The following is a 26,943-nucleotide window of genomic DNA, read 5'->3' as shown; positions in this document are numbered from 1 at the left end:
TAACTGCTTCAAATTTTTGATTCATTTTTGCCCGACTCACCCCTGTGTACGCTTGACGCAAAGCTTGATTTATCTAAATTGTACAAGCGTGAGTTGGCGAGGTTTTGAACAGCCCGCCCTTACCCACCGGTTCATTCCATCTTACTCAATAAGACTTATGAAGGATGTCGAAGCATGGAGACGGGTACTGTTAAATGGTTCAATAACGCCAAAGGCTTTGGTTTCATCTGTCCTGAAGGCGGCGGCGAAGATATCTTCGCGCACTACTCCACCATTCAAATGGATGGTTACAGAACGCTAAAAGCCGGACAAATGGTCAGGTTTGATGTACATCAGGGCCCAAAAGGCAACCATGCCAGTGTCATCGTGCCCTACGAAGCAGAATCGGTTGCGTAACTCTTCTGTTTCATTGTGTACATCCCGCACTTAAAATGCCAGTCCAGATGACTGGCATTTTTCTTCACTCACGCGCCAGCGCGTCGACAGGGTTAAGCCGGGCGGCGTTGCGCGCCGGCAGCCAACCGAATATCACGCCTGTCGCCGTAGAGCAAAGAAACGCAGTCGCCAGCGCCAACGGCGAAAAACCGATTTCCCAACCTGGCAGGAAGATCTGAAGCAGGAAGGCTATCAGCAGCGAGAGCGTAATGCCGAGCGCGCCGCCAACGAGGCAGACCAGCACCGCTTCTATCAAGAATTGCTGCAATACATCGCCCGCTCTGGCGCCTACCGCCATACGAATACCGATTTCCCGCGTACGCTCGGTCACTGATACCAGCATGATATTCATCACCCCAATACCGCCTACCAGCAAAGAGATGACCGCCACCAGAGTCAGGAAGAGCTGAAGAGTACGTGTGGTCTTTTCCGCCGTTTTCAACAGGCCATCCATATTCATAGTGAAAAAATCTTTCTTGCCGTGGCGTAACGTTAACAAGCGGGTTAATTGCTGCTCCGCTTGCGCACTGTCATAACCTTCATTGACGCGCACCGTAATGGAGTTAAGCCACGATTGCCCCATCATCCGCCCGGCCATGGTGTCATAAGGCAGCCAGGCGCGCAGGATTTTGCTGCTGCCGAACATCGATTGCTTCTCTTCGGCGACGCCAATGACCGTCGCAGGCATATTGCCGACCAGGACGATTTCTCCTGTCACGCTCGCTTTATTGGGGAACAGCTGGCGGCGGGCGTTCTGGTCCAGCACCACGACCTGGGCGCGCCCTTTTAATTGTTCCTCATTAAAGGTATTGCCTTCGCTGAAGGTCATTCCATAGACGTTGAAATACTGCCCGCTCACGCCGTTGGCGCTGGCGGCCACATCCACATTGCCATAGCGCAGACGCACGTTTTGCGAAAGCGCAGGCGTCGCGGAGCGCACCCAGGGCTGCTTCGCTATGGCCGTCAAATCGTCATATTTCAGCGCCTGCTGATACTGCGGATCGTCGTCGCCAAAATCTTTTCCAGGGTAGATATCAATCGTGTTCGTTCCTATCGAACGGATATCCTGCAGCACCAGCTGTTTCGCCGCATCGCCCACCACCACAATGGAAACCACCGAAGCGATGCCGATGATAATGCCGAGCATGGTAAGCAGCGTGCGCATCTTATTAGCCGCCATCGCAAGCCAGGCCATGGTCAGGGCCTCGCGAAAGCTGCTGACAAACTGCTGCCATGCGCCGGATGACCGCGACGCTTCATTCAGCGCCTTCGCTCGCGCCTCAGGCTTGCGAGGCGAAGGATTACTGATAATCTCCCCGTCGCGAATTTCAATGACGCGTTCCGCCTGCGCCGCCACGGTCGGATCGTGGGTAACGATAATCACCGTATGACCGCGATCGCGCAGTTGCTTGAGCGTTGCCATCACCTCTTCGCCGGAGTGGCTGTCGAGCGCGCCAGTGGGTTCATCCGCCAGAATAACCTGACCGCCGTTCATCAGCGCGCGGGCGATACTGACGCGCTGCTGCTGACCGCCGGAAAGCTGCGAAGGCTGATAGTCGACGCGCTCAGCCAGCCCCAGCCGGGCAAGCAGTTCGCGAGCGCGCTGCTGACGCAGCTTACGACCAAGCCCGGCGTAAATGGCGGGCACCTCTACGTTTTGCGTCGCCGTCAGATGCGAAAGCAAATGGTAGCGTTGAAAGATAAAACCAAAGTGCTCGCGCCGCAGCCGCGCCAGTTCATCGCTGCTTAACGTCGAGACATCAACGCCTGCAACCCGGTAGCTGCCGCTGGTCGGGTTATCAAGGCAGCCGAGAATATTCATTAGTGTCGACTTGCCAGAGCCGGAAGCGCCGACAATCGCCACCATCTCGCCGGCTTCAATGGAAAGCGAGATCCCCTTTAGCACTTCGACCTGTTCTTCCCCGGAGGGATAGCTGCGGCGGATCGCTTTTAGCTCAAGCAACGCGCTCATGGCGCGCTCCCTTCGGCGGCGCGTCCGATAACAACCTCATCGCCCTCCTCAAGCCCCTTCACCACTTCGACCTGCGTATCGTTGCGCGCGCCGAGGGTGACTTCACGCTCGCGGGTTTCGCCGTTACGCAACAGCGTCACTTTATAGCGGTTATCGCCCACCGGGTCGCCCAGCGCGGCCAGCGGAATGGTCAGAACATTTTTCACGCCGCTCAGTTGAATATGCACCTGCGCGGTCATCTCCAGGCGCAGCACGCCCTGCGGGTTCGGCACTTCAAAGCGAGCGTAATAGAAAATAGCGTCGTTAATTTTCTCCGGGGTCGGCAGAATGTCTTTCAGCGTACCCTCATATCGCGTCAGCGGGTCGCCCAGTACCGTAAACCAGGCTTTCTGACCGGGTTTGAGATGAATAACATCCGCTTCTGAAACCTGCGCCTTGACCAACATGGTGCTGAGATCGGCAAGAGTAAGAATATTCGGCGCCTGTTGCGCCGCGATGACCGTTTGTCCCTGCAGGGTGGTTATCTGCGTCACTTCGCCCGTGATGGGAGCCGTAATGCGCGTATAGTCGAGATTGGTTTTCGCGGTATCCAGCGAGGCCTGGTTACGCTTAATCTGCGCATCGATGGTGCCGACCTGCGCCTCTTTTACCGCCAGCTCGGTTGCCGCAGTATCTAAATCCTGGCGTGAAATCGCCTGTGTCTGCGCCAGTTGGCGCTGGCGGGCGAGCGTGACTTCAGCAAGCTTCAGCTCCGCCGCCGCCTGGCGACGCTGCGCGCGCAGCTCCATCAGCGTGGCTTCCACCTCTTTGATCTGGTTTTCCGCCTGCTCAGGATCGATAACGCCCAGCAGCTGATCTTTCTTTACTTTATCGCCAATGCTGACCGACAGCGTTTTTAGCTGCCCGCTGACCTGCGCGCCCACATCCACTTTTCGCAGAGCGTCGAGCTTACCGGTGGCGAGCACGCTTTGCGCCAGGTCGCCTTTGCGCACAATCATGGTCTGGTACTGCGGCAGCGGCGCATTAAGCGCTCGCCAGAGCCAGATGCCTGCAATCAGCACCGCCAGCGCCAGCAACAGATAGCGTTTTTTAATTTTTCCCTTAATTTTCATAATGGTCCTGATTATCTGAACGGGCTATCTCACTTTGCCGCTTAATTTTAAACAGAATCTCAACGAAACCCTACCTGCTTAATCAGGTCGCTGACGCATTGACATTACGTTGAAGGAGGGGGCGGTGAAATAAGGGCTATGTCACTCAGGGGCCTTTATTATGTCCACTCTCGCTGAATTTACCGCACAAGCCCGGCCGCGCAGCGCCTGGCAACTTTTCCTGCAGCTTGCTCGCGGTCGCTGGGCGCCAGGCCGCGCCTGGGAAAACCCGCATTATCGCCGGAAGTTTACGGCACGTTCGCTTGCTACGCCATTTCGAACCTGGCAACTGCTGAACAGGCTGGCGCGCCAGCCGATGCTCGAAACGCTGCTATGCGCGCAGCCGGGATTGCCCTGCCGCCTGCACCGGCCATATATAACGCCCGCGTTTTCCCGTCGCGCCGCGTTGCAGGCGATTACCTTCCATTATGAAACCATTGCCACGCTGCTAACGCCTGCCTGCTTCGCGGCGTACCTCTCGCGCTCAGGCGCCTTGCTGGCAACCCTGACCGCTAAGAATGAGGCGCGTTACCGCATTCACCTGAGCGCAGTCGCGGATCTTGATAAAGAAGGTGAAGCCACACTGCTGTTTCGTGATGAGCAAGGCGTGACGCTTGCTGAGCTCACCTTCACCCTTTGCTCGCTGAACAATAAAACTACGCTGTTTATCGGCGGATTGCAGGGCGCTAAAGCCTGGGTAGAGCACGACGCTATCCAGCAGGCGACCAAGGCCTGTCATGGACTCTTTCCTAAACGTCTGCTGCTGGAGAGCGTTTGTCAGCTGGCGCAAAAATGGCATGTCGAGCAAATACTCGCGGTAGGCAACAGCACGCATATTTACCGCAGCTGGCGCTATGAGAAAAAGAAAAAAGAGAAGCTGCACGCCGATTACGACAGCTTCTGGCTTTCACTGGGCGCGCAGCAAGAGAGCGGAGGCTTTTTTAAACTGCCCGGCCAGATCCCTCGCAAGCCCATGGAAGAGATAGCGAGTAAGAAACGCGCCGAGTATCGCCGCCGCTATGAGCTGCTCGACAGCCTGGAAATGCAGCTCCAGGCTTAATCAGCCCGGCCGCGGGCCAGCCAGATGACGCGCGAGAACATCTTGCGCAGCAAGGGCGGAATGGATTCCACCCCGCGTTTTCCCGCCTCCATCGCGACCTCTATCGCCAGATCGGGCTTAGAGGCGCGATGGATGGCTTTCACAATCACACGCCGGGGTTTGATGTGGATATTCTCGGGTATTTGCGCGATGCGGTGATAAACATCGGCAAACCCTTCGCGGTACATGAAATGTTCCATATCCAGCGCAGGCAATGCGGTTAAATGTTCCCGCTCCTCAGCGGCATCGTTATTCACTAAGCTTCGGACCGTGGCGGCGTATTTCTTACCCGCTTCGTCGCCATCCACCAGCACGTGCCATTCAATGCCCATGCGCCTTGCGAATTTGACCAGCGGTTTTAAGCCCGACTGCGCGAATTCAATCACTTTTATCCCTTCGGCATCGAAATGGTGACCACACTGGCGCGCCAGTTCGTTCATCACCCAGACTTCCGTTTCCCCTTCCACCAGTAGCCAACAGCGGGCGAACAGCGAGGAAGGCCGATTGAAACGAATATGAAACGCGATGCGGCGGCTATCTTCCGCATTCATACCAGACGGCCCTAACCGCCAGGCGACAACCTTACCGCCGTCGCGCACCAGACGGCAAACTTGCTCAACAGGAGTAAGCGAAAGCAGTTCACCGGAATTAGTCGTGGTCACCTTCTGCAGCGGCAGCAAATTCAGCAAATTCCAGGCGACGGAGAGCATAATCGGGTGCAGCCGCGTCTCGGGGTCTTCCACCAGCAGCAGCGGGCGGGCGTCACGGTCGAGCGCCGCGCTGCCCTTGGCCTGCAACAGCGTTGAAAACAGCCCGAGCAGGATGATTCTGTAAGAGCGCGTCCCGGGACGGTCAATCATGCGGTTGATAAGATCCAGATAACGCCAGCTGCGCTGTTCATCATGAGAACGGCGGCGCATCAGCCGCTGACGCGCCTGCACGCTGCTCTGCTCGGAAAAATAGTGCTCCAACAGTTGCACCATAGCCGAAAGTCCCTGCCGCAGTTGCGAATCGGTCAGGTTTTGCGGATGGGCGACAAGCTCCCGGGCCATAAAATCAAGCTGCCTTGCGGTGGCTTCCACTTCAGGCTGCGAAGGGATGCCATTGTCATGAATACGGCGCATAAAGCGGGCGTCGCGCAGCCGCAGCACTGGGTTTAACAGCGTCAGCCGATGCGCCAGCTCATCAATATTCTCAAGCCCCAGCTCCTGTCCCTGCTCATTCAGGAAACTGCGCAGCGTAATGACGGAGCCTTCTTCGGTAAGCCCGCCTTCCAGGCGGTAGAAAATACGCTGGTAACCGTCGTCGCTTTTCACCCAGACGGCATTCAGCGGCCTGTAGCGTCGCCCCTGGTAATGCCCTGGCGCGCTTTCGCGGAAGGTCAGGATAATATGCAGATGGCGTTCGCGGCCGTTGATGTCGCCGGGCGGAAACCAGAAGTCATGGCGGGTAAAAGAATAAAGAGAGGGTTCGGGCGAAAGAATAAGGGTTAATGCGTCAAGCAGGCTCGATTTCCCCCAGGCATTTTCACCGATCAGCACATTATTGTGTTCAAGCATCAATGAAAGCCGGTTAATACCACGAAAACCGACGATTTCTACCCGCTCAAGAAACATAGCCCCTCCAGGTTCTTTTTTCTTCCGTCACGCTACCGGCAGTATAGCGGCTATCCCGAGGGCGAACACACCGGCGGTTTCCACGCTTGCGAAACGCACCGCAAAAAAAGAATTCTAATGAAAAATCGTGTAGCGAGAACCAGCAATGTTTTCCGACCTTAAAATTAAATAATGGTGATATTTACACAGACCCGGCTTTAAATTAAGCAAAGTAAATAATGTCTTTTTCTTAAAGTAATTTATTAAAAAAAGCGCATCTGGTTTCTCGTGATAAATATTTCTAGAATGACGCGCTTTTTAAAGTCCTGCTCGCACGAACAGGAATCTTTTCGCCATATATAAAGTTAGCTATCCATTTACATAGAGGGAATTATGCATAAAAAATTAGCGGCCGAATTTTTCGGTACCTTCTGGCTGGTCTTTGGGGGTTGCGGCAGCGCGGTGCTGGCGGCAGGCTTCCCTGAACTGGGAATTGGTTTCGTCGGCGTCTCGCTGGCGTTCGGTTTAACCGTTCTTACTATGGCTTATGCCGTGGGCCATATTTCCGGCGGTCATTTTAACCCGGCCGTTACGCTGGGCCTGTGGGCTGGCGGACGTTTTCCCGCAAAAGATATCGTAAGTTATATCGTGGCGCAGGTTATCGGCGGTATCGTCGCCGCGGCGGCGCTTTATGCTATCGCCAGCGGCAATATGGGATTTGATGCGGCGGCCAGCGGCTTCGCCTCTAACGGGTACGGCGAACATTCGCCGGACGGCTATTCCCTGCTCTCCGCCGCATTAATCGAAATTATCCTCACCTGCTTCTTCCTGTTAATTATTCACGGCGCAACGGATAAAAACGCCGCGGCGGGTTTTGCTCCCATCGCGATTGGCCTGGCGCTGACATTAATTCATCTCATCAGCATTCCGGTGACCAATACTTCCGTGAACCCGGCTCGCAGCACCGCTGTGGCGATTTTCCAGGGCGACTGGGCATTGCAGCAGCTTTGGTTATTCTGGTTGATGCCGATTATCGGCGGCGTACTTGGCGGTTTTATCTATCGCACGCTGCTGGAAAAACGCAGTTAATCTTTTTAGGCCTGAAAGCCTTCGGGCCTGTTACGTTTTTTTCCTGCTACCTCTTTGGCGGTAGCCTTCTACCGCCAAAATTGCGCTAAATCAATCTCCCTGCAAGTTGCCTCAGAAAGCGCTTTTCTCCCTGTTACGACACGCCTAACCTTAAACATGCATATTAAATATAACTTTAAGGTGTGAACCATGTTTTGCGTGCAATGTGAACAAACCATACGTACTCCGGCAGGCAACGGCTGCGCTTATGCGCAGGGCGTCTGTGGGAAAACCGCCCAGACTTCCGACTTACAGGATCTGCTTATCGCCGCCCTGCAGGGGCTGTCGGCGTGGGCGGTAAAAGCGCGGGAGCTTGGCCTCATCGATCATCACGTGGACAGCTTCGCGCCGCGTGCTTTCTTCTCTACCCTGACCAACGTTAACTTCGATTCGCCGCGTATCGTCGGCTATGCTCGCGAAGCGATCGCCCTGCGCGAAGCGCTGAAACAACAGTGTCTGGAACTGGACGCCAGCGCCCGGGTGGCGAACCCGATGGCGGAAGTCCAGCTTATCAGCGACGATCTGGGCGAGCTTCAGCGCCAGGCGGCGGCATTCGCGCCAAACATCGATAAAGCGGTCATTGGCGAAAACATTCTCGGCCTGCGCCTGCTCTGCCTCTACGGTCTGAAAGGCGCGGCGGCCTATATGGAACACGCGCATGTGCTCGGCCAGTACGACAACGACATCTACGGCCAGTACCACAAAATCATGGCGTGGCTTGGCACCTGGCCTGCGGAGATGAACGCGCTGCTGGAATGCGCGATGGAAATCGGCCAGATGAACTTTAAAGTGATGAGCATCCTGGACGCGGGCGAAACCGGCAAATATGGTCACCCGACCCCGACGCAGGTGAACGTGAAAGCGGTCGCGGGCAAATGTATTCTGATCTCCGGGCACGATCTGCAAGATCTTTATAATCTGCTGGAGCAGACCGAAGGCACCGGCGTTAATGTTTACACGCACGGCGAAATGCTGCCTGCGCATGGCTATCCGGAACTGCGCAAGTTTAAGCACCTGGTCGGCAACTACGGCAGCGGCTGGCAGAACCAGCAGGTAGAATTTGCCCGCTTCCCGGGCCCGATTGTGATGACTTCCAACTGCATTATCGACCCGACAGTCGGCAGCTACGATGACCGTATCTGGACCCGCAGTATCGTCGGCTGGCCGGGCGTGAGCCATTTAGAAGGCGACAACTTCGCGCCGGTGATTGCCCAGGCGCAGCAGATGGCGGGCTTCCCTTACAGCGAAATTGAGCACCTTATCACCGTTGGTTTTGGCCGTCAGACGCTGCTCGGCGCCGCCGACACGCTGATTGACCTGGTAAGCCGTGAAAAGCTGCGCCACATCTTCCTCGTTGGCGGCTGCGACGGTGCGCGCGGCGAACGCAGCTACTTTACCGACTTCGCCGCCAGCGTGCCGCAGGATTGCCTTATCCTGACGCTTGCCTGCGGTAAGTACCGCTTTAACAAGCTCGATTTCGGCGATATTGAAGGGCTGCCGCGTCTGGTGGACGCAGGCCAGTGTAACGATGCTTATTCAGCCATTATTCTCGCCGTGACGCTTGCGGAAAAACTGGGCTGCGGCGTGAACGACCTGCCGCTTTCGCTGGTGCTCTCCTGGTTTGAACAAAAGGCCATCGTTATTCTGCTGACGCTGCTGTCGCTTGGCGTAACGAATATCGTCACCGGACCTACCGCGCCAGGCTTCCTGACGCCGGACCTGCTGGCGGTGCTGAATGAGAAGTTTGGCCTGCGCTCGGTCACGACCGTAGAGCAGGATATGCGCGAGCTGCTGGGCGCGTAAGGAGAAAATACGATGACGATGCCGACTCCTCAATGCCCCTGGCGCATGCAGGTGCACCATATTCGCCAGGAGACGCCCGACGTCTGGACGCTGTCGCTGCTGTGCCACGATTTTTACCCTTACCAGGCCGGTCAGTATGCGCTGGTGAGCATTCGCAACCGTGCGGACGTGCTGCGCGCTTATACGATATCGTCCACGCCTGGGGTAAGCCCGTTTATTACGCTGACGGTGCGCCGCATTCATGAAGGCGAAGGCTCCAACTGGCTGACGCGGGAAGTGAAGCGCGGCGATTACCTGTGGCTTTCTGACGCGCAGGGGGAGTTTATCTGCGCCGATAAAGCGACCGAGCGTTTTCTGCTGCTGGCGGGCGGCTGCGGCGTAACGCCGATTATGTCGATGCGCCGCTGGCTGGCGAAATATCGTCCGCAAGCTGACGTCCGGGTGATTTACAACGTGCGTACGCCGCAGGATGTGATTTTCGCTGAAGAATGGCGGGATTACCCGGTCACGCTGATTGCGGAAAGCGCAGGCGTGCCCGGCTTTACCGAAGGACGGCTGACCCGCGAAATACTTCAGCAGGTGCCGGATCTTGCTGCCCGTACGGTGATGACCTGCGGCCCGGCGCCCTATATGGCGTTCATCGAGCAGGAAGTGAAAGCGCTCGGCGTCACGCGCTTTTATAAAGAGAAGTTCTTTACGCCGGTTGCCGAGGCCGCCGCCAGCGGGCTTAAGTTCACGACAATTACGCCTGCCCGCGAGTTTTACGGCCCGGTCGGCACGACGCTGCTTGAAGCGATGGAAAGCAATAAGGTGCCGGTGAATGCCGCCTGCCGCGCCGGCGTTTGCGGCTGCTGCAAAACCCGGGTGCTTTCCGGCGAGTACAGCGTGACGAGCACGATGACGCTGACCGAGGCGGAAATGGCTGAAGGGTATGTGCTGGCCTGCTCCTGCCACCCTGAGAGCGATCTGGTGCTGGCCTGAGGTTTAGCACTTATGGCGAGTGGCGCTCGGCCTCCGCAACGATGAGAAAATAAAGGCTCCTTACGGAGCCTTTTCTTTACCGCCAGCCAGAATTCCCCGCCAGCGAATACCGCCCTGCCCCCAGGCAGGCCACCGCCAGCGCGCCGATAAAGAAATAGACAATGTTCTCTATCGCCCAGGCGCCGGTTTTATCCAGCATCCAGGTTTTATCAAACCCCACCAGCAGCCAGGCGACAATCATGGTGAACGCCACCAGCAACGCCGCCGGGCGGGTCAGAATTCCCAGCACAATCAGCAGCGGGGCCGCCACCTCGCCTGCCAGCGTGCCATAAGCGATAAATTCCGGTAGCCCGTGCGCCGTCAGCAAACTCTGTATGCCGTCTACTCCGTCAAACAACTTATGCAGCCCGTGAAACAACATTAACCCGCCTACCGCCAGGCGCAGCAGCAGTTTTCCGGCATCGTTCTTATCCAGGGCCCGGTTAAAGGCCGTGAGTGCTGAAGTCATGTTTCCCCCTGATTTCATTCATCATTATTTTATTAACCGCTACGGTTAAACCTTACCAAAATTAAGGCTTTTCATCCGGGGTTGCCAGCGAAATGAACTAAGCTTTCAGGCGGTATCACATTCACTTCAGGGAGTAACGATGAAACAGACAGTGGCTGCATACATTGCAAAAACGCTTGAACAGGCAGGTGTAAAACGCATCTGGGGGGTGACCGGCGACTCGCTGAACGGCTTAAGCGACAGCCTTAACCGCATGAAAACTATCGAATGGATGTCTACGCGCCATGAAGAGGTGGCGGCTTTCGCCGCTGGCGCCGAAGCGCAGTTGACGGGCGAGCTGGCGGTTTGCGCTGGCTCCTGCGGCCCTGGCAACCTGCATTTAATCAACGGCCTGTTCGACTGCCAGCGCAACCATGTGCCGGTGCTGGCTATCGCCGCCCATATTCCTTCCAGCGAAATCGGCAGCGGCTATTTCCAGGAGACGCACCCGCAGGAGCTATTCCGTGAATGCAGCCATTACTGTGAACTGGTGAGCACGCCGGAACAGATCCCCCAGGTGCTCGCTATCGCCATGCGCAAAGCAATTATCAACCGGGGCGTGTCCGTTGTGGTATTACCGGGGGATATCGCGCTGCGCCCCGCGCCGGAAGGCGCGAGCACCCACTGGTACAGCGCGCCGCAGCCGGTTATCACGCCGCAAGAGGCTGAACTTAAGAAGCTCGCGCAACTGCTGCGCTATTCCAGCAATATCGCGCTGATGTGCGGCAGCGGCTGCGCTGGCGCCCATGAAGAGTTGGTGCAGTTCGCCGCAACGCTCAAAGCGCCCATTGTGCACGCCCTGCGTGGTAAAGAGCATGTGGAGTATGACAACCCTTATGATGTCGGCATGACCGGGCTTATCGGCTTCTCATCCGGCTTTCACACCATGATGAACGCCGACACGCTGGTGCTGCTCGGCACGCAGTTCCCCTATCGCGCCTTCTACCCCACGGATGCGAAAATCATCCAGATAGACATCAACCCCGGCAGCATCGGCGCCCACAGTAAGGTGGACATGGCGCTGGTGGGGGATGTGAAAGCCACGCTGCAGGCGCTGCTGCCGTTGCTTGAAGAGAAAACCGATCGCAGTTTTCTCGACAAAGCGCTGGAGGATTACCGCAAGGCGCGTGAAGGGCTTGACGATCTGGCGAAGCCGGGCGACAAAGCGATTCATCCGCAATATCTGGCGCAGCAGATAAGCCATTACGCGGCGGACGACGCCATTTTTACCTGCGATGTCGGCACGCCCACCGTCTGGGCAGCGCGCTACCTGAAAATGAACGGCAAACGCCGCCTGCTCGGCTCGTTTAACCATGGCTCCATGGCCAACGCCATGCCGCAGTCTATCGGCGCCCAGGCCGCCGCGCCGGGCCGCCAGGTGGTCGCCATGTGCGGCGACGGCGGCTTCAGCATGCTGATGGGCGATTTCCTCACCCTTGCGCAGCTCAATCTGCCGGTGAAGATCGTAGTCTTCAATAACAGCGTGCTCGGCTTTGTCGCGATGGAGATGAAGGCGGGCGGCTACCTGACGGACGGCACCGAACTGCACAGCACCCACTTTGCGCGCATCGCCGAGGCATGCGGCATAACAGGCATTCGCGTAGAGAAAGCGGCGGAAGTGGACGAAGCCTTGCAGCGCGCTTTTTCCATCGACGGCCCCGTTCTGGTCGATGTGGTGGTCGCGAAAGAGGAGCTGGCGATGCCGCCGCAGATCAAACTGGAGCAGGCCAAAGGCTTCAGCCTTTATATGCTGCGCGCCATTATTAACGGTCGCGGCGACGAAGTTATCGAACTGGCGAAAACCAACTGGTTCCGGTAAAAAAGAGGCATCTCCCTTCCCTGAAAAAGGAAATGCCGTGATTGATTTACGCAGCGATACCGTCACCCGCCCGGGCCGCGCCATGCTGGAGCGCATGCTGGCCGCCCCGGTCGGGGACGACGTTTATGGCGACGATCCTACCGTTAATGAACTTCAGAATTATGCCGCACGCTTAAGCGGAAAAGAGGCGGCGCTGTTTCTGCCTACTGGCACCCAGGCCAATCTGGTGGCGTTGCTGAGCCACTGCGAGCGCGGCGAAGAGTATATCGTCGGCCAGCTTGCCCATAATTACCTGTATGAAGCCGGCGGCGCGGCGGTGCTCGGCAGCATCCAGCCGCAGCCTATTGAGGCCGATCCGGACGGCACGCTGCCGCTTGATAAAGTGGCGATGAAAATCAAGCCGGACGATATTCACTTCGCCCGCACGAGGCTTTTAAGCCTTGAAAATACTCACAACGGCAAAGTGCTGCCGCGCGACTACCTGCAGAAGGCATGGGAATTTACCCGCGAGCGCAACCTGGCGCTGCACGTCGATGGCGCGCGTATTTTCAACGCGGTGGTGGATTACGGCTGCACGCTGGAAGAAGTGACCCGCTACTGCGACACTTTTACTATCTGTTTGTCAAAAGGGCTCGGCGCGCCGGTGGGCTCGCTATTGCTCGGCAACCGCGACTACATCAAGCGCGCGACCCGCTGGCGCAAAATGACCGGCGGCGGCATGCGCCAGGCGGGCATTCTGGCGGCGGCAGGCCTCTATGCGCTGGAGCATAACGTGGCGCGCCTGAAAGAAGACCATGACAACGCCGCCTGGCTTGCCGGCGCGCTGCGCGAAGCGGGCGCCGATGTCCGTCGTCAGGATACGAACATGCTTTTCGTGCGCGTCCCGCAAGAGCGCGTGGCGGAGCTGGGCGAGTATATGAAGGCGCATGACGTGCTTATCAGCGCGGCGCCCGTCACCCGCCTCGTAACCCATCTGGACATTAACCGGGACCAGCTCGGCGAAGTGGTCCGCCTCTGGCAGGCTTTTTTCAGCCGCTAAGGAAACGCTATGCACGAGCCGCAGCCTGTGCTGGTGCTGGGCGCCAGCGGCTATGTCGGCCAGCACCTCACCCGTCGTCTGAGCGCGGCGGGTTATCCGGTGCGCGCTGCGGCCCGGCATATCGAACCGCTGGAGAGACTCGCTCTCCCGGGCGTTGTCTGCCACACGCTGGATCTACAATGGCCGGAAGGGCTTCCCGCCCTGCTCGCTGGCGTAGATACGCTCTATTACCTGGTGCACAGCATGGGCGAAGGCGAGGCGTTTATCGCCCATGAACGCCAGGCGGCGCTCAACGTGCGCGACGCGCTACGCGAAACGCCGGTGCGCCAGATAATCTACCTCAGCTCGCTGCAAACGCCGCCGGGCGAAACGCCCTCCGATCACCTTCGCGCCCGTCAGATGACGGCGGATATTCTGCGCGACGCGGGCGTCCCGGTGACAGAACTGCGCGCCGGAATCATCGTCGGCGCCGGTTCAGCCGCTTTTGAAGTGATGCGCGATATGGTGCACAACCTGCCGGTATTAACGCCGCCGCGCTGGGTGCGTTCACGCACCACGCCGATTGCGCTGGAGAATTTGCTCCATTACCTGCTTGAACTATTACATCGTCCCGCCGCCGTCCATCGGGTTTTCGAAGCCGCCGGGCCGGAGATACTGAGTTATCAGCAACAGTTTGAACGCTTTATGGCGATAAGCGGACAGCGCCGCCCGCTTATTCCTTTGCCGCTGCCGACAAGCTGGATCTCCGTCTGGTTTTTGAACGCTATCACGTCCGTACCGCCCTACATCGCCCGGGCGCTAATCCAGGGGTTAAAGCATGACCTGCTGGCGGATGATCGGGCGCTGCGTGAGCTCATCCCCCAGCGGTTGATAAGCTTTGACGAGGCCGTGCGCGCCACGCTCGAAAAAGAGACGCAGCTGGCTAATCGCGACGACTGGGGCGACGATCCGCTGGCTTGCGCCCGCTGGCGCGCTGACTACGGTTATTATCCAAAACAGGCGGGTCATACGGTGCATACCCGCGCAAGCCTCGGCGCGTTATGGGAGGTGGTTAACCGCATCGGCGGGCGGGAGGGTTATTTCTTTGCTAATGTTCTCTGGCGAATCCGGGGCGCGCTTGACCTGCTTGCGGGCCACCGGCTTCCTCGCGGCCGCCCTGCTCGCCCTTATCTGCAAACCGGCGACGCCGTGGACAGCTGGCGCGTGCTGGTGGCCGAGCCGCAGGCCCAGCTGACGCTGCTTTTTGGGATGAAAGCGCCAGGGCTGGGGCGGCTGGTTTTTACGCTGCGTGATAAGGGAAGCTACCGCACGCTCGACGTACGCGCCTGGTGGCATCCGCACGGCATGGCCGGGCTGCTTTACTGGCTGGCGATGTTTCCGGCGCACCTGTTTATCTTTCGCGGCATGGCGCAGCAGATTGCGCGGCGAGCGGAACGAATAACTTCTGAAACATAGGCCTGCACGTGGATTCTTACGCTTATCCCATTGCATAGCGGCGGATTTAACGGAAGAATGCGCGGCACAATCTTTTCTGCACAGTGAGTCGACATGAAGGTACTGGTCACGGGCGCCACCAGCGGTTTAGGCCGAAACGCGGTCGAGTTTTTACGTCGTAAAGGCCTTACCGTTCGGGCTACCGGCAACAACGAAGCGATGGGCAAGCTGCTGACCAAAATGGGCGCGGAGTTTGTCCATGCTGACCTGACGGATCTGGTCTCTTCGCAGGCCAAAGTGATGCTGGCCGATATCGACACGCTGTGGCACTGTTCCAGCTTTACCGCGCCCTGGGGCACCCAGGAGGTTTTCGATCTCGCGAATGTGCGCGCCACCCGCCGTCTGGGCGAGTGGGCGGTCGCCTGGGGCGTGCGCAACTTTGTGCATCTTTCTTCTCCGGCGCTCTATTTTGACTATCACCACCACCTGGACATTCAGGAAGATTTTCGTCCGGCGCGCTATGCCAACGAGTTCGCTCGCAGCAAGGCGGCAAGCGAGGAGGTGATTCAACTGCTGGCGCAGGCCAACCCGCAAACGCGCTTCACCATTTTGCGTCCGCAAAGCCTGTTCGGACCGCACGATACTGTTTTCTTTCCCCGTCTGGTGCAGATGATGCGCCATTATGGCAGCGTACTGCTGCCGCGCGGCGGCGAAGCGCTGGTGGACATGACCTACTATGAAAACGCGGTGCATGCGATGTGGCTCGCCAGCAGCAGCGAATGCGATACGCTCGCCTCCGGCCGGGCCTATAACATCGCCAACGGCGAACCACGCCCGCTGCGGGTTATCGTACAAAAGCTTATCGACGCGCTGGGGATAAGCTGCCGCATTCGCTCGGTGCCCTACCCGATGCTCGATTTGGTTGCGCGAAGCCTGGAGCGCATGGGCAACAAAGCGGCCAAAGAGCCGGTGCTGACCCACTACGGCGTATCGAAGCTGAATTTTGACTTTACGCTGGATATCCGCCGCGCCGAAACGGAGCTTGGCTATCAGCCGGTGGTGTCGCTGGATGAAGGGATTGAACGCACCGCCTTCTGGCTGCGGGATCACGGGAAGCTGCACCGGGGATAAGCAATACAGCGCAGCGCCTGGCGGGTGCTGCGCTTACCCACCCGACAAAATACAAAGCTTATTTCTGTCTTTGCCGCATCATCACCCTAACTTTCTTATTCAACCAGTCAGCAATGTTGTTCATCCGGCCTCTAAATCGCCTCCGCTTTTTCAGGGCGGATGGCACGCACCGGGTGTTCAAAAATGCCGGGCGCCATTATCCGTAAAGAGGCGAGGCCCATGGATAGGGCGGTTAAGCGGCATGAACCGAGCTGGTTAAGGGGGCGGCGGGCCCCCTTAACACCTTTGCGTGAAGAAAGCGGACATAAGTAACCTGCACTCTGGTGTACATAACCCTTCCCCTCACCCGAATATCTGCCGCTAACAGGTAAGGCGGATAAGCGCAGCGGCGAACGTCGCCTTCAAGAACGCTCACCCCTGCCCATATTTTTCCAGCAGCGCCTGCGCTATCGCTTCGGTTTCGGCATCCGCCAGGCCATCGTACCGCGCCGGGCGAAAATGCATCTGGAACGCGGTAATCACCCGCTTGCGCTGCGCGTCAGTCAGCTCCGGCTTCACCTCGTAGCCATAGCGGTCGAGCAGCGTCAGCAGTTCGGCTTCGTCCACCGGCTCATAAGGCGCGCGGCCCGCCAGGTAAAAAGCGACGCGGTCTGAATTCGGCCATGCGCCGATGCCCTGAGCGGCGAGCTGGCGCCAGGGGAAAAGCGGGCCCGGGTCGTCTTTACGCTGCGGCGCGACATCAGAGTGCGCCACCACGTTGGCGGGGTTAATCTGGTAGCGCTGGATAATATCGCGGGCGAGTTTCGCCAGCACCGCTATCTGCGGCGCGCTGAAAGGGGCGAAGTGTTTCTGCCCCGCCACGTTCCGCCAGCCGCGGTTTTCAAGCTCGATGCCGACAGAGGTATCGTTAATCCGCGTCGCCCCTCGCCAGTAGCTAATGCCCGCATGCCAGGCGAGATCCCGCTCCGGCACCAGTTGCCAGATAACCGGCTTACCGCCTTTTTCCGGTGGAATGGCGGGAATAAGGTAATGCGAGCTTACGTTGCGGTCGGTAAGCGTGGCGAGCGAGCTGTCGAAATCATCCGCCGTATAGTGAATAACCAGCACTTTTACGCGCGGATACGCCGCCTGCGCCTGCCGCCGGACATCTACTTGATAATCGCCGCGATCGAGTATTCCCTTTTCGCCCGCACACCCTGCGAGCAGCGCCGCCACAATAAGCGGCCAACAAAAACGCTTCATCGACGGGTTTTCACCGCCGTGCCGGTGACGCTCACCATCAGCATGCTGCTCTCTTTGCCCACGGTTTCGTAGTCGATATCAATACCGACCACTGCGTCTGCGCCAAGGGCCGCCGCCTGCTCGCCCAGTTCGCGAAAGGCGATTTCCCGCGCCTTGCGCAGCTCTTTTTCATAGGCGCCGGAGCGGCCGCCGACGATATCGCGAATGCCAGCGAAAAAGTCGCGAAAGATGTTGGCGCCGAGGATCGCCTCCCCGGTGACCACGCCGCAATACTCAACGATGACCTGTCCTTCAAGCGTAGGGGTGGTGGAAAATTGCATGGGTTTCTCCTTTTGGCTATCAATGCGTTAGCAGACAATACCAGACGCAAACTGGCGACGATACGCTATGCTAAAAATGTCCTGTGACAAGAAACGTAGTCCTGCTTACGAGAATAAGGAAATGAAAATGCGCCATTCCGCTCTGTTTTTAGCGCTGCCTTGCGCTCTGATGCTCAGCGCCTGCACCACTCCCGTCACTCCGGCGTTCAAGGATATTGGCTCGCGCAGCGGACCCTGTGTGGAAGGCGGCCCTGACGCCGTCGCGCAGCAATTTTACGACTATCGCATCGCGCATCGCAGCCAGGGATTAAACGATCTTAGCGCCCTGCGCCCTTACTTAAGCGATTCGCTTTATGAACAGTTGCAGAGCGCAAGCCGTGAGAACCAACCGCAAAATGCTTTCCTGCGCAGCGACCCTTTCACCAGCCGCACCGACGCCGCGCAAACCGCGAAGGTCGACAGCGCTTCCCGCATCCCGAATACCGATGCGCGTAATATTCCGCTGCGCGTGGTTTTCAACCAGGGGAGCCAGCAATGGCGGGATGAAGTGCTGATGATCCGCGAAGGCCAGTGCTGGGCGGTAGATGATGTTCGCTACCTGGGCGGCGCCGTCCATGCCCCCTCCGGCACGCTGCGCCAGTCGCTGGAGCATCGTTAAACGGCCTGCGGGAGGCGGACAGAGGTTCAAGTAAATAGTCTGGCTTAGCGCCGTTACGCCGACATTTATCCTTGCCTCCTACCCGCCCCGCTATTTTGTGCTAAGTTTAAAGCGGTTATCTGGATGATTTTAAGTTTTAACGCACAAATATTGCATAACTATTCTGCTGGCGATACTATTCGCGGTCTCAATTGCTATTCAACTGCTACGCATGAGTATTCAACTAAACGGCATTAATTGTTATTACGGCGCTCATCAGGCGCTGTTTGATATCACCCTCGATTGTCCACAGGGCGAAACGCTGGTGCTGCTTGGTCCAAGCGGCGCGGGCAAAAGCTCGCTGCTGCGCGTACTCAACCTGCTTGAGATGCCGCGTTCCGGCCAACTCAGCATTGCGGGCAACCGGTTCGACTTCTCAAAAGCGCCTGGCGATAAAGCGATTCGCGAGCTGCGCCAGAATGTGGGCATGGTTTTCCAGCAATATAACCTCTGGCCGCATCTCACCGTGTTGCAGAACCTCATCGAAGCGCCCTGCCGCGTATTGGGCTTAAGCAAAGACGAGGCGCGCAAGCGTGCCGACAAGCTGCTTGAGCGGTTGCGCCTGACGCCATACGCTGATCGCTATCCTCTGCACCTCTCCGGCGGTCAGCAGCAACGCGTGGCCATTGCCCGCGCGCTGATGATGGAGCCGCAGGTTTTACTGTTTGACGAACCTACCGCGGCGCTGGACCCGGAGATCACCGCGCAAATCGTCAGTATTATTCGCGAGCTGTCGCAAACCGGCATTACTCAGGTGATTGTGACGCACGAAGTGGAAGTGGCGCGCAAAACCGCCAGCCGCGTGGTCTATATGGAAAATGGCCATATCATTGAACAGGGGGATGCGAGTTGCTTCACCCACCCGCAGACCGATGCGTTTAAACATTACTTATCTCACTGATGCAGATCGGGAAAATGACAATGAAAAAAGTATTACTTGCCGCGCTGCTTGCCAGCGTCAGCCTTTCCGCCACCGCAGCACAGACCATTCGTTTCGCGACCGAAGCTTCCTATCCTCCGTTTGAGTCGATGGACGCCAGCAATAAAATCGTCGGTTTCGACGTGGATCTGGCAAACGCGCTCTGCAAAGAGATTGACGCCACCTGCACTTTCACCAACCAGGCATTCGACAGCCTGATCCCAAGCCTGAAGTTTAAACGCTTCGACGCGGTGATGGCGGGGATGGATATTACGCCGGAGCGCCAGAAGCAGGTGCTGTTCACCACCCCGTATTATGACAACTCTGCGCTGTTCATCGGTCAGCAGGGTAAATTTACAAGCCTCGAACAGCTGAAAGGCAAGCGCGTGGGCGTGCAGAACGGCACGACTCACCAGAAATACATCAACGACAAACACCCGGAAATTACTACCGTGCCGTATGACAGCTACCAGAACGCGAAGCTGGATTTGCAAAACGGTCGTATCGACGCGGTGTTTGGCGACACGGCCGTCGTTACCGAATGGCTGAAAGCGAACCCGAAACTGGCCGCCGTGGGCGACAAAGTGACGGATAAAGCTTATTTCGGCACCGGTCTTGGCATCGCGGTTCGTCAGGGCAACACCGACCTGCAGCAGAAATTCAATACTGCGCTGGAAAAGGTGAAGAAAGACGGCACCTACGACACCATCTACAAAAAATGGTTCCAGAAGTAATCGCCTGAATGAACGATATGTTTCCTTTAGCAAGCGCCGCCGGGATGACCGTCGGCCTTGCCGTTTGCGCGCTTATCATCGGCCTCGTGCTGGCGATGATTTTCGCCGTCTGGGAGTCGGCGAAATGGCGGCCCGTGGCGTGGATAGCCACCGCGCTGGTGACTATTTTGCGCGGCCTGCCGGAAATTCTGGTGGTGCTGTTTATCTATTTCGGCTCCTCGCAACTGCTGCTCCTGCTCTCCGATGGTTTCAACATTAACCTCGGATTTGCGCAAATTCCGGTGCAGATGCAGATTGAGAATTTCGACGTCAGCCCGTTCCTGTGCGGCGTTATCGCCCTCTCCCTGCTCTATTCGGCTTATGCTTCGCAGACCCTGCGCGGCGCGCTTAAAGCGGTGCCGGTCGGCCAGTGGGAATCGGGGCAGGCGCTGGGATTGTCCAAAACCGCGATTTTCTTTCGCCTGGTGATGCCACAGATGTGGCGCCACGCGCTGCCTGGCCTCGGCAACCAGTGGCTGGTGCTGCTGAAAGATACCGCGCTGGTGTCGCTGATTAGCGTTAACGACCTGATGCTGCAAACAAAAAGCATCGCCACCCGCACCCAGGAGCCTTTTACCTGGTACATTATCGCGGCGGCGATTTACCTGGTTATCACGCTTATCAGCCAGTATGTGCTCAACCATATCGATCGTCGCGCTACGCGTTTTGAACGGAGACCAGGCTAATGCTGGATTATTTACCTGAGCTCCTTAAAGGGCTGCATACCAGCCTGACGCTGACCGCGGCTTCTATTGTCGTCGCGCTGCTGCTTTCGCTTATCTTCACCATCATCCTGACGTTGAAAACGCCGGTACTGGTGTGGATTGTGCGCGGCTATATTACGCTTTTTACCGGCACGCCGCTGCTGGTGCAGATCTTCCTGATTTACTACGGACCGGGGCAATTCCCTTCATTGCAGAATTACCCGGCGCTGTGGCATTTGCTCTCCGAACCCTGGCTGTGCGCGCTGATTGCGCTTTCGCTCAACTCGGCGGCCTATACCACGCAGCTGTTTTACGGAGCGATCCGCGCCATTCCCGAAGGCCAGTGGCAATCCTGCGGGGCGCTGGGCATGAGCAAGAAAGATACGCTCGCTATTTTGCTGCCCTATGCGTTCAAACGCGCGCTCTCGTCTTATTCCAACGAAGTGGTGCTGGTGTTTAAGAGCACCTCGCTCGCTTACACCATCACGTTGATGGAAGTGATGGGCCACGGGCAACTGCTGTACGGACGCACCTACGACGTGATGGTGTTCGGCGCGGCGGGTGTTATCTACCTCATCGTCAACGGCCTGCTGACGCTGCTGATGCGCCTGGTTGAACGCCGCGCGCTGGCGTTTGAGCGCCGCAGTTAACCCCCTTCCAGGAGAAGGGGCGCTGCGCCGTTGGTTGCCCAGTGTTCTTGCCTGACGTTCTGGCGGGTAGCGATTCGCTTACCCGCCCCTCAAAGCACGTTTATCTGCAGACCCGCCTTACCGAAGCCCCAGCCCTCCCCCCGTCCGGGAAGAGGTTTACATGCAAATAATTATACATTTTATTGCATATAAATTCATTAAATGGCATGGTGTTTTCACGCCGGGCAAACGGTGAAATAAAACAAGATTGACAGACGGGAGCTTCACGATGAAAAAACTCATTCTGGCCGCCATACTCGCTGGCGCCGCTTTCCACGCCGCTGCGGCAGAAAAAATCAGCTTCGGTTCTTCCGCGACATATCCTCCTTTTGAGTCGCTGGATGCGAACAACCAGATTGTCGGATTTGATATCGATCTGGCGAAAGCATTATGCAAACAAATGCAGGCAGAATGCACTTTTACCAACCACGCTTTCGACAGCCTGATCCCGTCGCTGAAATTTAAAAAATATGACGCTGTGATTTCGGGTATGGATATCACGCCGGAGCGCCAGAAGCAGGTCGCGTTTACCGCCCCTTATTACGCTAACTCCGCCGTGGTTATCGCCAAAAAAGGCGCCTATAAGTCTTTTGCCGACCTGAAAGGCAAACGCATTGGCATGGAAAACGGCACCACGCACCAGAAATACCTGCAGGATAAGCACCCGGAAGTGAAAACCGTGGCGTATGACAGCTACCAGAATGCGATTATCGACCTGAAAAACGGTCGTCTGGATGGAGTGTTTGGCGATACCGCTGTGGTAAACGAATGGCTGAAGAGCAACCCGCAGCTCGGCACCGCGACCGAGAAAGTGACCGACCCGCAATATTTCGGCACCGGCCTTGGCATTGCAGTACGCCCGGATAACGTGGCGCTGCTGAAGAAACTGAACGACGCGCTGGCCGCCATTAAAGCGGACGGCACGTATCAGAAAATCAGCGACCAGTGGTTCCCGCAGTAACAATAAACACGCATGGTAAGGCCCGCGCTACGCGGGCCTTTATTTTTCCTGCAGAAATAACATCAGCGCTTGCGCCAACGCTTCGGGGGCTTCCTCCGCCATATGGTGCCCGCTCGGGATAGCCCCGCCCCGCACGTTGTCAGCCCAGTTTCGCCAGATAGCCAGCACATCGCCATAGAGATCGACCAGATCGTCTTTTTCCGACCACAGGCAGAGCGTCGGACAGCGGATTTTAAGCCCCGCTGCGCGGTCCGCCGCCTCATGCTCGCGGTCAACCGTTAAACCGGCGCGGTAATCCTCAAGCATGCCGTGCACCGTTGCCGGGTCATGAATGGCGCGGTGAAAATCGGCGTACTCGTCGTCATTCATTTGCGCTGTCCGCCCGCCGTACCAGGCGTCCGGGTCGGCCAGAATCGCCCGCTCCGGTTTCTCCTTTTGCGCGAAGAAAAACCAGTGATACCACTGTCGGGCGAACTTTTCGTTGCAGCGCTCCAGCGCCTCCAGAATCGGCACGCTGTCCAGCACCGCAAGGCGCGTGATGAGGTGGGGGAAATCGAGCGCCGCGCGGTAAGCGGTGTAGCTGCCCCGGTCATGGCCGACAATGGCGAAACGCGGGAAGCCCAGCGCTTGCATCAGTTCAACGCAGTCCTGCGCTTTCGCTCGTTTCGCGGAACCGGCGTGATCGGGCGTATCAACAGGCACAGAAGACTGCCCGAAGCCGCGCAGATCGGGGCAAATAACGGTGAACTGCTTCGCCAGCAGCGGTGCCACCTTCGACCAGGTCATATGGGTGCGCGGATGCCCGTGCAGCAGCAATACCGGCGGGCCGTTGCCGCCGTAGCGTACGTTCAGCGTGGCGTGGGTAACCGTGATTTTCTCATGAGTGAAGTCGTTAAACATCGCGTCTCTCTGCCAGGTTGGCCTGCAGAGAGTATAGGCCGCAACGGCAATCAGCGACGGCTGAGACTTATTGTCGCACCAGCAGCGTTAACACTTCGTAATGCGCGGTATGCGGAAACATATCGAACAACTGCACGCGCAGGATGCGATAGCCTGTAAGCAGGCTGATATCTTTCGCCATCGTCTGCGCGTTACAGCTCGAGTACAGAATAAACGGCGGCGCCATGCGGCTTAAGTAGTCGCAAAGTTCCTGGCCGATACCGCGCCGCGGCGGGTTCACCACCACCAGATCGGGAACGTTGCCCTGCTCTGTCGCAAACCGGGTGGAATCCAGCGCCTGGAAGCGCACATCCTTCAGCCCGAGCATCTCGGCGGAGCGTGTGGCGCAGGCGATAGCCTCAGGGGCTATCTCAATCCCCGTAAGCGTCATCGCGGGCGTCGCGCAGTGCAGGCCAAAACCGCCCACGCCGCAAAAGAGATCCCACATATGCCGTACCGGCAACGCCCGCACCCAGTCGCGGGCGGTAGCATAGAGCTTACCGGCGACGTCCGGGTTGGTCTGGAAAAAGCTCTGCGGGCGGATCCAGAGCGGCACGCCATTGAAGTTTTCCGCCAGCGCCTGCTGCTCCGTCAGCCAAATCTCTTTCTCCCCTTCCATTATCGCCATATGCACCGGCTGAATATTCACAGAGATAACCTTAAGCTGCGGCAGTTGCGCCTGCAGCCAGGGCAGCGCGGCGCGCAGTTGCTCAAGCCGGGCTTCCGAACGCAGCACAAAGCGCAGCATCATGCCGCCGTCCAGCGTGCTTTGCGTGAGCAGCAGATACTTTAATTCGCCACGTTTACGCGCCACGTTATAAGGAGTTAACCCGGCGCGGGCGATAAAGGGCTTCAGCACGGCGAAAACGGCATAAAACGACGCGGGATAAAGCGCACAAGAGGTAAGATCCTCCGGCGTGCCGTCGCGGTGCAGCATGCCGAGCAGCGGTTTTTCCACGCTGCCGCTCACCACCATTTTGGCTTTATTGCGAAACGCCTCTTGCGGCCCGCTGACCGGCTCTGCCCATTCGCCAACGTGATGCTCCGCCAGCAGCTGGCGTAAATCATTCATTTTGGCGGTAAGCTGAGTCGCCATCGGCTGTTCAATCCAGGCGCAGGATCGGCAGCGCCCGGCATCAAAGAGTGCGCAGTGCATAGCAAAAAACCTTAAGGAAAACGCGGACCGGCGATTCTATCACGCCTGGCGAATTACTGTAGCTGGAAAAATCGTCGGCTGGGAGAGGGAACAAAGAGCAGAAAGAGCACCAGCAGGTCCGGCAATTTTTGCATCACCAGGGAGCGGAAAATTTCCCGTTTCGACTCGCCGGCGATGCTGAAAAGCTCCGGATAGCCCCAGCCCAGAGAGGCAGCCCAGAGATAGCTGACGGCGACAATCTGGGTTAACAAATAAACCCAGCGTCCCCAACTTCGTCCTTTAAGAATGACGAACGCGCAGCGGAATTCCACGCAGAGCATCAGCAGACTGCCAAGGAAAATCAGGGTCAGGCTCCAGGTCTGCACGCTGCGGTGGATAAAATCCATCGTGCCGCGCAGGCCGAGCAGGTTAAAAAGCAAAAGGAGATCGACACACCGGGTGGTGATAATCGCTATTGCCGCCACCTGCACCAGCGTCGGGGCGTTCATTCTGGCATGTGAATTTCGCGGTTTGCTGAAAATGTCCAAATCTCGCCTTCCCTGTGATACAGCGCCGCGGCTCGCGCGGCGCTGAAGGCACATGATTGCAGATTTTAGGTCGCTCAGCTATGCCTTGCACGCTGGATATCGCGCAGTCGCTGCTTTTCTGCCCGGGCCATAAAGAACCAGGCGATAAGTCCGATTATTCCGACCACGCCGAGGATAATCGACGCCAGGGCGTTGATCTCCGGATTCACCCCCATGCGGACGCTGGAGAAAACCAGCATCGGCAGCGTGGTGGCGCCGGGGCCGGAGACAAAGCTTGCGATAACCAGATCGTCCAGCGAAAGCGTAAAGGCCAGCAGCCAGCCGGAAACAATCGCCGGCATGATCATCGGCAGCGTGATGACGAAAAAAACCTTCAGCGGCGTAGCGCCAAGATCCATCGCCGCTTCCTCAATGGAACGATCCAGTTCGCGCAGGCGGGAGCTAATCACCACCGAAACATAGGCGGTACAGAACGTGACATGCGCCAGCCAGATGGTGAGCATGCCGCGATCCGAAGGCCAGCCGATGGCGTGGCCCATCGCCACAAACAGCAGCAGCAGCGACAGACCGGTAATGACATCGGGCATCACCAGCGGCGCCGTCAGCATAAAAGCGAAACCGTTTGAGCCGCGAAAGCGGCCAAACCGCACCATCACCACCGCCGCGATAGTCCCCAGCACCACCGCCATCGTCGCTGCGCAGGCGGCGATGGTCAGGCTCAGCGTCACGGCGCTTATCATCGCCGAGTCCTGGAACAGCTCGCTGTACCAGCGCGTCGACCACCCCGCCCAGACCGTGACCAGCTTCGAGCTGTTAAAGGAGTAAACCACCAGCATCAGCATCGGCGCATACAGGAATGTAAAGCCGATGATAAGGATCAGGATGCGCCAGGGAGAACGCACAACAGGCAGATTATTCATGCGTGGTCCCCCATGGTTTTGTTCTGATACTTATGGAACCACATGATAGGCACGATCAGCACCACCAGCATGGTTATCGCTACCGCCGACGCCACCGGCCAGTCGCGGTTATTAAAGAACTCCTGCCAGAGGACCCGGCCAATCATAATGCTGTCCGGACCGCCCAGCAGTTCCGGGATAACAAATTCGCCTACCGCCGGAATAAACACCAGCATGGAGCCGGCGATAATCCCGCCTTTGGTCAGCGGCACAATCACGCTGAAGAATGTTTTCAGCGGACGGGCGCCGAGATCCAGCGAAGCTTCCACCAGCGAGTAGTCGATACGCGTCAGCGCGGTGTAAATCGGCAGCACCATAAACGGCAGATAGGCGTAAACGATACCGATATAAACCGCGAGGTTGGTGTGCAGGATGGTTAACGGCTGATCGATAACGCCGAGCCACAGCAGCACGTTATTCAGAATGCCGTTCTCTTTGAGAATGCCCATCCAGGCGTAGACGCGAATAAGAAACGACGTCCACGACGGCAGGATAACCAGCAGCAGCAGGATGTTGCGCGTGGAAGGCTTGCTGTGGGCCACGGCCCAGGCGAGCGGGTAACCGAGCAGCAGACAGCAAATTGTCGAAACCGCCGCCACCTGCAACGACTGCAGGTACGCCTCATAATAAAGCGGATCGTCCGTTAGCTGCAGGAAGTTGGCGAAGTTGAGCAGAATCGAAGCCTGCCCCTCTTCCCAACTCACCAGATCCGTATAGGGCGGAATAGCACGCGCCATCTCCGCCAGGCTGATTTTAAATACAATCAGAAACGGCAGCAGAAAGAGCAAAATTAACCACAGGTAAGGCAGCGCGATAACCAGCTTACGGCCATGGGCCATCTGCAGGCGAGCGAGCCAGAGCTTAGCGCCGCCGGGCTTCACGTCGGCGACAGGTTCGCCGTGGCGTTCAAACGTACTACTCAT

26 protein-coding genes are annotated in these 26,943 nt (G+C 57.6%); 15 read left to right on the top strand and 11 right to left on the bottom strand.

The features are described from left to right. The first annotated feature begins 174 nt into the window (after positions 1-174). Positions 175-396: a cold shock-like protein CspD gene (gene cspD / locus IEX01_RS03205; RefSeq protein ID WP_029592375.1), complete on the top strand. Its 222-nt coding sequence runs from the start codon at positions 175-177 to the stop codon at positions 394-396. Positions 397-460: 64 nt separating this feature from the next. Here cspD and macB read toward each other — a convergent pair whose 3' ends face one another. Both macB and macA read right to left on the bottom strand, forming a co-directional pair. Next, positions 461-2,407, bottom strand: coding sequence for a macrolide ABC transporter ATP-binding protein/permease MacB (gene macB / locus IEX01_RS03200; protein WP_188723254.1), 1,947 nt, complete (start codon positions 2,405-2,407; stop codon positions 461-463). After that, complete coding sequence (macA, locus tag IEX01_RS03195; protein WP_048888400.1) at positions 2,404-3,519, bottom strand: macrolide transporter subunit MacA; 1,116 nt, start codon at positions 3,517-3,519, stop codon at positions 2,404-2,406. Before macA ends, macB begins: the two co-directional genes overlap by 4 nt. A gap of 160 nt (positions 3,520-3,679) precedes the next feature. Between macA and IEX01_RS03190 the strand changes: the two genes are divergently transcribed. After that, positions 3,680-4,618, top strand: coding sequence for a VirK/YbjX family protein (locus IEX01_RS03190; RefSeq protein WP_048888399.1), 939 nt, complete (start codon positions 3,680-3,682; stop codon positions 4,616-4,618). Here IEX01_RS03190 and IEX01_RS03185 read toward each other — a convergent pair. Beyond that, positions 4,615-6,273, bottom strand: a complete 1,659-nt coding sequence (locus IEX01_RS03185; protein WP_024556059.1) for an ATP-dependent endonuclease — start codon at positions 6,271-6,273, stop codon at positions 4,615-4,617. The two genes, IEX01_RS03190 and IEX01_RS03185, sit on opposite strands and share 4 nt — an antisense overlap. 372 nt (positions 6,274-6,645) lie before the next feature. Here IEX01_RS03185 and aqpZ point away from each other — a divergent pair, with 372 nt between their 5' ends. From aqpZ to hcr, 3 genes are all read left to right on the top strand, one after another. Continuing rightward, complete coding sequence (gene aqpZ, locus IEX01_RS03180; RefSeq protein WP_024556058.1) at positions 6,646-7,341, top strand: aquaporin Z; 696 nt, start codon at positions 6,646-6,648, stop codon at positions 7,339-7,341. A gap of 189 nt (positions 7,342-7,530) precedes the next feature. Further along, the gene (gene hcp / locus IEX01_RS03175) at positions 7,531-9,183 is read left to right on the top strand and encodes a hydroxylamine reductase (RefSeq protein ID WP_188723253.1); all 1,653 of its coding nucleotides are present in this window, start codon (positions 7,531-7,533) and stop codon (positions 9,181-9,183) included. A gap of 12 nt (positions 9,184-9,195) precedes the next feature. Beyond that, a complete protein-coding gene (gene hcr / locus IEX01_RS03170) occupies positions 9,196-10,164 on the top strand; it encodes an NADH oxidoreductase (RefSeq protein WP_024556056.1) in 969 nt (322 codons plus the stop codon). Between the two features lie 76 nt (positions 10,165-10,240). Here hcr and IEX01_RS03165 read toward each other — a convergent pair whose 3' ends face one another. Then, the gene (locus tag IEX01_RS03165; protein ID WP_188723252.1) at positions 10,241-10,672 is read right to left on the bottom strand and encodes a DoxX family protein; all 432 of its coding nucleotides are present in this window, start codon (positions 10,670-10,672) and stop codon (positions 10,241-10,243) included. A gap of 139 nt (positions 10,673-10,811) precedes the next feature. On the opposite strand from IEX01_RS03165, the gene poxB reads away from it, so the two are divergent. The 4 genes from poxB (at position 10,812) to IEX01_RS03145 (ending at position 16,134) form a co-directional block, all read left to right on the top strand. After that, positions 10,812-12,530: a ubiquinone-dependent pyruvate dehydrogenase gene (gene poxB / locus IEX01_RS03160; protein WP_024561484.1), complete on the top strand. Its 1,719-nt coding sequence runs from the start codon at positions 10,812-10,814 to the stop codon at positions 12,528-12,530. Positions 12,531-12,567: 37 nt separating this feature from the next. Beyond that, positions 12,568-13,569: a low-specificity L-threonine aldolase gene (gene ltaE, locus IEX01_RS03155; RefSeq protein WP_024556053.1), complete on the top strand. Its 1,002-nt coding sequence runs from the start codon at positions 12,568-12,570 to the stop codon at positions 13,567-13,569. Positions 13,570-13,578: 9 nt separating this feature from the next. Next, positions 13,579-15,024 carry a DUF2867 domain-containing protein gene (locus IEX01_RS03150; RefSeq protein WP_188723251.1) on the top strand — a complete coding sequence of 482 codons (1,446 nt, stop codon included), beginning with the start codon at positions 13,579-13,581 and terminating at the stop codon, positions 15,022-15,024. A 93-nt stretch (positions 15,025-15,117) separates the two neighbouring features. After that, positions 15,118-16,134 carry a 3-beta-hydroxysteroid dehydrogenase gene (locus IEX01_RS03145; RefSeq protein ID WP_048888395.1) on the top strand — a complete coding sequence of 339 codons (1,017 nt, stop codon included), beginning with the start codon at positions 15,118-15,120 and terminating at the stop codon, positions 16,132-16,134. Positions 16,135-16,545: 411 nt separating this feature from the next. On the opposite strand, the gene IEX01_RS03140 is transcribed toward IEX01_RS03145, so the two are convergent. Beyond that, positions 16,546-17,376 (bottom strand): N-acetylmuramoyl-L-alanine amidase, encoded by an 831-nt coding sequence (locus IEX01_RS03140; RefSeq protein WP_024561480.1) that lies wholly within the window; start codon positions 17,374-17,376, stop codon positions 16,546-16,548. Then, positions 17,373-17,696, bottom strand: coding sequence for a heavy metal-binding domain-containing protein (locus IEX01_RS03135; protein WP_024556049.1), 324 nt, complete (start codon positions 17,694-17,696; stop codon positions 17,373-17,375). The genes IEX01_RS03140 and IEX01_RS03135 overlap by 4 nt, the downstream gene beginning before the upstream one ends. A gap of 127 nt (positions 17,697-17,823) precedes the next feature. On the opposite strand from IEX01_RS03135, the gene IEX01_RS03130 reads away from it, so the two are divergent. The 6 genes from IEX01_RS03130 (at position 17,824) to artJ (ending at position 22,439) form a co-directional block, all read left to right on the top strand. Next, complete coding sequence (locus IEX01_RS03130; protein ID WP_048888393.1) at positions 17,824-18,354, top strand: lipoprotein; 531 nt, start codon at positions 17,824-17,826, stop codon at positions 18,352-18,354. 211 nt (positions 18,355-18,565) lie between these two features. Beyond that, positions 18,566-19,294 (top strand): arginine ABC transporter ATP-binding protein ArtP, encoded by a 729-nt coding sequence (artP, locus tag IEX01_RS03125; protein ID WP_188723250.1) that lies wholly within the window; start codon positions 18,566-18,568, stop codon positions 19,292-19,294. A gap of 20 nt (positions 19,295-19,314) precedes the next feature. Next, a complete protein-coding gene (gene artI, locus IEX01_RS03120) occupies positions 19,315-20,046 on the top strand; it encodes an arginine ABC transporter substrate-binding protein ArtI (protein WP_188723249.1) in 732 nt (243 codons plus the stop codon). An 8-nt stretch (positions 20,047-20,054) separates the two neighbouring features. Next, positions 20,055-20,771 (top strand): arginine ABC transporter permease ArtQ, encoded by a 717-nt coding sequence (gene artQ / locus IEX01_RS03115; RefSeq protein ID WP_024556045.1) that lies wholly within the window; start codon positions 20,055-20,057, stop codon positions 20,769-20,771. Beyond that, entirely contained in the window at positions 20,771-21,439 is a 669-nt protein-coding gene (gene artM / locus IEX01_RS03110) for an arginine ABC transporter permease ArtM (protein WP_024556044.1), read from the top strand. The genes artQ and artM overlap by 1 nt, the downstream gene beginning before the upstream one ends. A gap of 268 nt (positions 21,440-21,707) precedes the next feature. Next, positions 21,708-22,439, top strand: coding sequence for an arginine ABC transporter substrate-binding protein ArtJ (artJ, locus tag IEX01_RS03105; protein ID WP_048888391.1), 732 nt, complete (start codon positions 21,708-21,710; stop codon positions 22,437-22,439). A gap of 39 nt (positions 22,440-22,478) precedes the next feature. On the opposite strand, the gene IEX01_RS03100 is transcribed toward artJ, so the two are convergent. The 5 genes from IEX01_RS03100 to potH form a co-directional block, all read right to left on the bottom strand. Next, on the bottom strand, positions 22,479-23,339 hold the full coding sequence (locus IEX01_RS03100) for an alpha/beta fold hydrolase (protein ID WP_188723248.1): 861 nt from the start codon (positions 23,337-23,339) through the stop codon (positions 22,479-22,481). Positions 23,340-23,406: 67 nt separating this feature from the next. Beyond that, positions 23,407-24,534, bottom strand: coding sequence for a 23S rRNA (uracil(747)-C(5))-methyltransferase RlmC (rlmC, locus tag IEX01_RS03095; RefSeq protein ID WP_024556041.1), 1,128 nt, complete (start codon positions 24,532-24,534; stop codon positions 23,407-23,409). Positions 24,535-24,587: 53 nt separating this feature from the next. Then, a complete protein-coding gene (locus IEX01_RS03090; RefSeq protein WP_048888388.1) occupies positions 24,588-25,022 on the bottom strand; it encodes a YbjO family protein in 435 nt (144 codons plus the stop codon). Between the two features lie 113 nt (positions 25,023-25,135). After that, complete coding sequence (potI, locus tag IEX01_RS03085) at positions 25,136-25,981, bottom strand: putrescine ABC transporter permease PotI (RefSeq protein WP_024556039.1); 846 nt, start codon at positions 25,979-25,981, stop codon at positions 25,136-25,138. After that, complete coding sequence (gene potH / locus IEX01_RS03080) at positions 25,978-26,943, bottom strand: putrescine ABC transporter permease PotH (RefSeq protein ID WP_024561476.1); 966 nt, start codon at positions 26,941-26,943, stop codon at positions 25,978-25,980. The genes potI and potH overlap by 4 nt, the downstream gene beginning before the upstream one ends.

This window comes from Franconibacter daqui (assembly GCF_014644275.1).
Classification (GTDB): Bacteria; Pseudomonadota; Gammaproteobacteria; order Enterobacterales; family Enterobacteriaceae; genus Franconibacter; species Franconibacter pulveris.
Note: the sequence above shows the minus strand (reverse complement) of the source record. Positions and strands in the feature narration are given on the sequence as shown.